Raw genomic sequence first — 5,707 nt, forward strand, 5'->3', positions numbered from 1 at the left:
CATCTGATGCAGTTGCAGGAGAAATACAAAGATAGCGGACTTGAGGTCATCGGAGTCGCAGCTTGCGAAGACGCTCCAACCGCGGACGAGGCGCGAACCAAGTTGGACGCGTGGTTGAGCGAAAAGTTCTCGAATCTGAATTATCGGATCGCGTTCGACTTCTCAGGCGAAATGAAGAAGCTTTGGCTGGAACCCAGCTTCTCTATCGGGATTCCGACCTCGTTCGTGGTCGATCGTGACGGTCACATCGCCTTTATCGGTTATCCGATGCAACTCGATGACGTTTTACCGAAAGTGATCAACGGCAGCTGGCGTACCAGCGATGAAGCGAAGGCCGGCGATGCGAAGTGGATTGCCGAAAACGAACCCATAGCGCGCGAACAAGCCTTGAAGAAGCCGATCCTCGAGAAATTTCGGGCGGCGCGGAAGACGCAGGATTGGAAGACGGCGCTCTCGGCCATCGAAGAGGGCGTCGCCTTGTTGCCGGACAACGTCAGTTTGCGCGTGATTCATGCCAATCTGCTGCTTCACGAGATGCGCGACATGCGGGCTGGCTTGCCGGTCATGCAGCTTTTGGTTCGCGACGCGGTCGCCAAAAACTCCGATGAGTGGCTGGTTCAGGTGCTAGACCAACTCTTCCAACCGGGGACGGACAATTCGCATATTCCGTCTGCCGAGCGCTTCGCGATGGGCAAGGAGCTGTCCGAACACATCTTGGCGCTGCCCCTCCCACTAGACGACGATGTCCTCACATTCATCCGTTATCGGGTCGTCGCTCAGTATTTTTACGAGAGCGGCAACAAGGATCGCGCGATCGAGTTGGTCGAGGTTGCAATGAAGTCGTTGGGCGATTCAGAGTTCAGCTCGCAGTTGCTGCAGACCCTGGCCAACTACAAGGGTGAGAAGGTTTGTTTCGGCGATCTCTGTGCGGTTCCACAAAAGGATTTCCCGAATGTCAAAGCGCAGGCGGCGGAAGACAAACCTAAAAAGGGATGACATGTCGCAAATGCTTTACCCTCACCAAGGGGGACGTCCTGGCGCCATGGCGCCGGCGTTCGCGGCCAATGACACGCAGGCCGACATTAAGCGCCAGCAGGTGGGTCATGGTTTTACGACGCTGCCGCAGGCCGGCTGCGACCAGGAGGCTGCCAAGCCACGGCTGATGTTGCAGCGGGCCGATGTCTTCCCAGGCGTCCCAGAGCATCGCAGCAGCAAGAACGGGCGGAAGGTTCGCGGTGCGATCAGACAGGCTACGCCAATCGTCGAGACGGGCGGTCTCATCCCAATCCGGATCGTAGACCAACGGATCTCGTTCCAGCGTCGGATTCAGCCGAGACGGCTGCTCGACCGCCACGCCCTTGAGAACCGCGCTCGAGCGCGCCAGCACCGCATCGATGGCCGCGAACTCCTCGGCCAGCGGATCCGGCTCGTCCGCCTCGCTTGGCTCGCGGTCCTGCCGCGAGGGCGCAGCCGCCTCCCCATCCCAAACATTTGCCGCCGCCGCGGTGCCGCCGCCGCGGTTCCGCCGCCGCGGCCAGTCAGCTGCCGCAATCCCTCCCGGCCGAGCGCCCAGTCGGGCGCGTTGCCAAAAATCTGCCGGCGAGTGCGCAGGACCGCGTGCGCACGGTGAGTTCGTGCGTGGGTGCGCGGATGTCCATGTGCGCGTCATGCAGGACGAGGTCCTCGACGTGGACAAGCTGACCGTCCAGCCACAGCGTGGCGGCCGCATCGTGGAAGTGAAACCGCTCGACAAAACCGTCGCGCACCGGTGAGCGGGCAAGTCGCTCGTCGAGGCGAGCGACGGCGTCTTCGGCCGTGACCAGCGGCCCAGCGAGCTCTGCCCGCGGTATTGCCTTCGTCAGGTCGCTATGGATCGTCATCGCGCGTCGGCTCCCTCAATTGACAAGCACCACGTTGCCGAGCGCCGTCCCAGGCTTGGCTCGCTTGCCTCTTGCGAGCGGCCGAGCTTGCGCAGCATGATTGCCGCCGGGACCCGCCACGCGAGGTATTCGGTTTGGTCCTCGGCAAGGACGCGGACAAACTCCTGATACCTCCGTGGGTGGGCGATTTGCAGCCGAAGCGCAGCTCGGGGCAGAGGGCCCTGGCGGCGACGAGGACATCGCGAAGTTTGCCGGGCAGCTCGGGCTCAAACAGATCCGGCGCCACCCGCACGACGGCGCCCGGCTGCATGGTCAATGCGCCACTCCCCCCAGAATCTAGCTCGCTCGCGGATCGCCTATGCGGCGGAAGCAGGTCCGATCGCGAGCCTCCGATCGCCTGATCGCCCCGCCAACGATCGCCACCGGCACGTGACGCTTTCTTTCTGGCCGAATACAATTGTCGCGGGGGAGAAGCGCGTCGAATTGTGAGCCTCCGCTCCCCTGAGTGCCGTCCTCAGCGCTATCGGCTCCCAATGCTGGAATGTGCAAGCTCCCACATCGATCAATGCGTGTCATAATCCACCTCCAGCAGAAGGCACTCATGGGCAGAGATTCCGGAACTTCTCACGACCTGGCTACAAACATGCTCGTGACGAAAGCCTGCCTGGCGGTCAGCCGAAATTCGGCGAAATATACGGTCGCGAAATCAGCTACAGCAGCATAGAGTTGGATCGGGAAATGACATTGGTTGCCTGAACACGGCATAGAAGCCGGGAACAGGGGAGACCATGGCGAACAGCCCAGAGTTCAACGCGAAAGTTGCGCTTGCTGGGCCCGCGGCGAGCGAACGCTTGGAGACGTGAAGACGCTGCACGCGAAGATCGGGGAACTGACACTGGAGGACGATTTTTTAGAGGGGGGCGCTCAACAAAGCCGGGCTCTTGAGCGCTAAGGGCGATCCAGGGCAGCGTCGATTATCTGCCGCGAGCTCTCTCGGCCGCCGATCTTGTGCTGGGCGGCGCCAAAGCCTTCCGCTACGCAACGGGATGGGGATGAAGCCATCGACGTCTTTAGTGGCAGCGCCGACCCAGTTCGGGAGGCTGGGATAGCCTTCGGAAGCTGCAAAGGCGCCGTCGCATGACCCTCTGCGTCTTGGCGCTACGATCACGTCGCGCACTGTCGCAGGCAAGGACGCGTGCAGCTATCAGCACCAACGCAACCACATCAGGGACCGTGGCCGCTTTGGCGCGTCGGCTTAAAAAACGAGTGCTCGCCGCGAAAGCGGCGGGCACTCATACAGGTCTAGAAATGATGTGGGCGTCAGGGGCACAGCAGACGGCGAACGCCGCAATTAACCCTCCCTATGGCCAATCGTGAGTTCTCATTGCCAACGTATTGATCAAAGACGTCTTCTGGAGAACCACTCCTGCTTTTTATCTTTGATCCATGTTGATTACTCCGTGTGCTCGACGACGAACCAACATTTGGATAGCCGTGCGCCGAGGCCAAAGTCGTGAAAGGGAAAGCTGCTGCTGCAAGGGTGCGAGTCATTGATCTTCTCCGTCTATCGGGATGGGATGTTCATTTTGACAGAAGTGAGATGCGTACGGGTCCGGGAGGGATTGTTCGGGATGAGGGCGACAGCCCCCTGTTGGCGATGGCCGTGCGCACACGCTCGCTGTCTTGGGCTGTATCGACATTTCCGGAACTGGCGCTGAGGAGGCAAGTTGGACCGAGACAAGGACGGTATCCCCAGCGAATCGGTTTGCTGGGGAAAGCTCGTTCGTCGCCTGTGACTTGGCGACCGGCTCGGGCTGCCGGCTTTTTGAACTCGCGGTAAAGGCGTTGTAGAGAGCCGGTCGCGGAGGCAACCGGCGGCTGGCAATCAACCTATCACCAAACTCATGCGATCACGGCGCTGGCCGGGGTGTCGTGGCAACGCTCGGCGGCAGTGTCGGGTAAGTCACCTGCGGCTGATCTCCGGTCAGTGTCCGCAAGAATGCGATGATATTGAAGACTTCCTCAGGGCCCAGTTGGATGCCAAGCTGGGTTTTGCCCATCACCGCCACGGCCTGCTCTAGGTCCCACGCACGGCCGCTATGGAAATATGGGGCGGTGAGTGCGACGTTTCTCAACGTCGGGACCTTGAAGACATACTCGTCATCCACCTTACGTGTCACCTGGAAGCGACCTTTATCGTCGGGCGGCATGAAGTCCCGGCCGGGCTTCTCGACCACGCCAAAAGCAGCGTACATGCCGCCGCCGACATTGATGCCGCTATGGCAAGAGGAGCACCCCCTATCGATGAAAAGCCTGAGGCCTTTCTTCTCTTCAACGGTGAGCGCGCTTTCGTCACCCTCGAGATATCGATCGAACGGCGCATTGGGTGTGGTCAGCGTCGCCTCGAACGCGGCAATCGCCTTCCCGATGTTGTGGTAGTCGAGAGGATCGATTTCATCTGGGAAGGCTTTGCGGAATGCCTCCACATAGCCCGGAATGCCCTTGAGCTGGTCGACGGCGTGCTCAGGGGTGCTTCCCATCTCGATCGGGTTTGCGATGGGCCCACCGGCCTGCTCCGTCAGGTCTACTGCCCTACCGTCCCAAAACTGAGAGGCATTGAACACTGAATTGAGCACAGTTGGCGCGTTGCGGCGCCGCGCTGCCAATTAAAGCCAATTGAGGTGGGGCGGCCATCGGCGCCGCCCCGCCCAATTTGATGGCAGGTGTTGCAGCTGATGTTGTGCGCCTCCGAAAGTCGCGGCTCGAAATACAGCATCCTGCCCAGTTCGACCTTCTCTGCAGTCGCCGGATTGCCCTCAAGGGCAGGCGGGTCCTTGGGAACGGGGCTGAACAGCGATTTTGCTGTGTCGAGCAGATTGTCCTGACCCATCGCCATGGAGGTGAGCAGACAAGAGCCGAGTGCGGCAAACCGAAAGTTCCACCTAGTTGCCAAAGAAGCCTCTCCTTTCAAATCCAAGACTGTGCGCCAAATGAGCGGCTTCCCGTTACCACCGGGGCGCGTCCTCGGCAGTGAGAGGAGCAAAAATCGAGCCAGAGGAAAGGCATTCTCAGTCGTGCGCCAGTAGCGAGCTTGGCACAGGCGCCGCTCTCACTTTCGAGGACTTGACCGAGGTGCTGCATTTCGCCCTCGGCAATCGCCGGATCTGGCTCAACCACCAGGGCGTGCTGATGCGTGCTGGGCTGCATGCGTGTACGATACAGGCCTGGACGGTCGTCGGCGGAAAGGCGGCGCCGATCGCCTCGGGGTAGCCCTTGAGGCTGTCGACGACAGCGATCAGGATGTCGGCTACGCCACGGTTCTTCAACTCGTTCATAACGGGCAGCCAGAACTTGGCGCCTTCGGTCTGCTCGATCCAGATGCCGAGGATCTCCTTGGCGCCATCGGGCAGGATGCCGAGGGCGATGTAGGTCGCCTTGTTGCGAACGAACCCTTCGTCTCTGATCTTGACCCGGATCACATCGAAGAAGACGAGCCGATAGCAGATCTCCAGCGGCCGGTTCTGCCACTCGGCCACTTCCTCCAGGACCGCGTCGGTGACGGCCGAGATCAGATCCGGCGACACGTCGATGCCGTAGAGCTCTTCCAGATGGCCGCGGATCTCGCGCACGCTCATGCCGCGCGCATACATCGAGACGATCTTGGCGTCGAAGTCGGGAAAGCGGCGCTGGTACCTGGCGATCAGCTTCGGATCGAAGGTTCCCGCACACCACCGAGGACAGTTATCCAGTGCGCCGGCGCGCTCCGCTCAGTCATTGTTTCCTTACCATTGTCGGTAAAGAAGAATGTCGTTCTGCCTTCCTGATTG

General features: G+C 60.7%; 4 protein-coding genes and 2 pseudogenes. 1 reads left to right on the forward strand and 5 read right to left on the reverse strand.

Annotated elements, in window-relative coordinates; genetic code table 11:
* Positions 1-996: TlpA disulfide reductase family protein (locus ACWGS9_RS33820; RefSeq protein ID WP_454509285.1), on the forward strand; the 996-nt coding region annotated here is incomplete at its 5' end.
* Here the strand turns inward: ACWGS9_RS33820 and ACWGS9_RS33825 are convergent.
* From ACWGS9_RS33825 to ACWGS9_RS33845, 5 genes and pseudogenes are all read right to left on the reverse strand, one after another.
* Positions 983-1,387, reverse strand: a complete 405-nt coding sequence (locus ACWGS9_RS33825) for a DUF1612 domain-containing protein (protein WP_454509286.1) — start codon at positions 1,385-1,387, stop codon at positions 983-985. The genes ACWGS9_RS33820 and ACWGS9_RS33825 overlap by 14 nt on opposite strands.
* Before the next feature lie 151 nt (positions 1,388-1,538).
* Positions 1,539-1,880 (reverse strand): hypothetical protein, encoded by a 342-nt coding sequence (locus tag ACWGS9_RS33830; RefSeq protein WP_454509287.1) that lies wholly within the window; start codon positions 1,878-1,880, stop codon positions 1,539-1,541.
* Between the two features lie 1,910 nt (positions 1,881-3,790).
* Positions 3,791-4,309 carry a cytochrome-c peroxidase gene (locus ACWGS9_RS33835; protein WP_454509288.1) on the reverse strand — a complete coding sequence of 173 codons (519 nt, stop codon included), beginning with the start codon at positions 4,307-4,309 and terminating at the stop codon, positions 3,791-3,793.
* A pseudogene (locus tag ACWGS9_RS33840) lies at positions 4,289-4,776 on the reverse strand (cytochrome-c peroxidase); the annotation flags it as partial. The gene ACWGS9_RS33835 and the pseudogene ACWGS9_RS33840, both read right to left, overlap by 21 nt.
* Positions 4,777-5,089: 313 nt before the next feature.
* Positions 5,090-5,617, reverse strand: a pseudogene (locus ACWGS9_RS33845) (IS256 family transposase); the annotation flags it as partial.
* Positions 5,618-5,707 lie beyond the last annotated feature (90 nt).

The sequence above is a fragment of the Mesorhizobium sp. Arg314 genome (assembly GCF_053714275.1).